1 protein-coding gene is annotated in these 494 nt (G+C 37.0%); it reads left to right on the top strand.

What is annotated here, in order from left to right; translation table 11 throughout:
- The first annotated feature begins 163 nt into the window (after positions 1-163).
- Positions 164-394 (top strand): HPr family phosphocarrier protein, encoded by a 231-nt coding sequence (locus J7R10_RS08550; protein ID WP_246787425.1) that lies wholly within the window; start codon positions 164-166, stop codon positions 392-394.
- The last annotated feature ends 100 nt before the right edge of the window (positions 395-494 follow it).

A 494-nucleotide genomic window follows, 5' to 3' on the forward strand; every position in this document is an offset into this window, starting at 1 on the left:
GATTTTTTATTATCAGAAGCCTTCAGACCCGCGCAAGACGCCCGTCTTACATACAGCACTGTACCAGTATAATTTTATAGCGTATAATTAATCACTTATGCTCTTCACAGTCCCTCTCCCCTCTAAATTATGTCGTCATTTCAATATTTGTAATTAACGTTGATTGTGGGCGCGTGCTTCTGCAAAAATTGTTCATACTGTTGATAAGGGTAATGCAATTGTTGAAGTTGAAAAAGATGGGAAAATTGTTGGCGGTTCATCAATTATGGGACTTATGATGTTAGCAGCCTCCTCTGGTTGTAACCTCACTATTCGCGTTTGGGGACCAGAAGCAACTGATGCTCTCGATGCTCTTGAAAAGCTCATAAATAATAAATTTGGAGAAGAGAATTAAAGTTTCTTATCTTCAAAAGGTATGATCATCCCTAAAATAAGCAAAAACTCTCGTCATTATTATTTTGATTCGCTTCCTTGCTTTCTTCTTAAAAGTACTA

The sequence above is a fragment of the Bartonella vinsonii subsp. berkhoffii ATCC 51672 genome (genome assembly GCF_902825225.1).
Classification (GTDB): Bacteria; Pseudomonadota; Alphaproteobacteria; order Rhizobiales; family Rhizobiaceae; genus Bartonella; species Bartonella berkhoffii.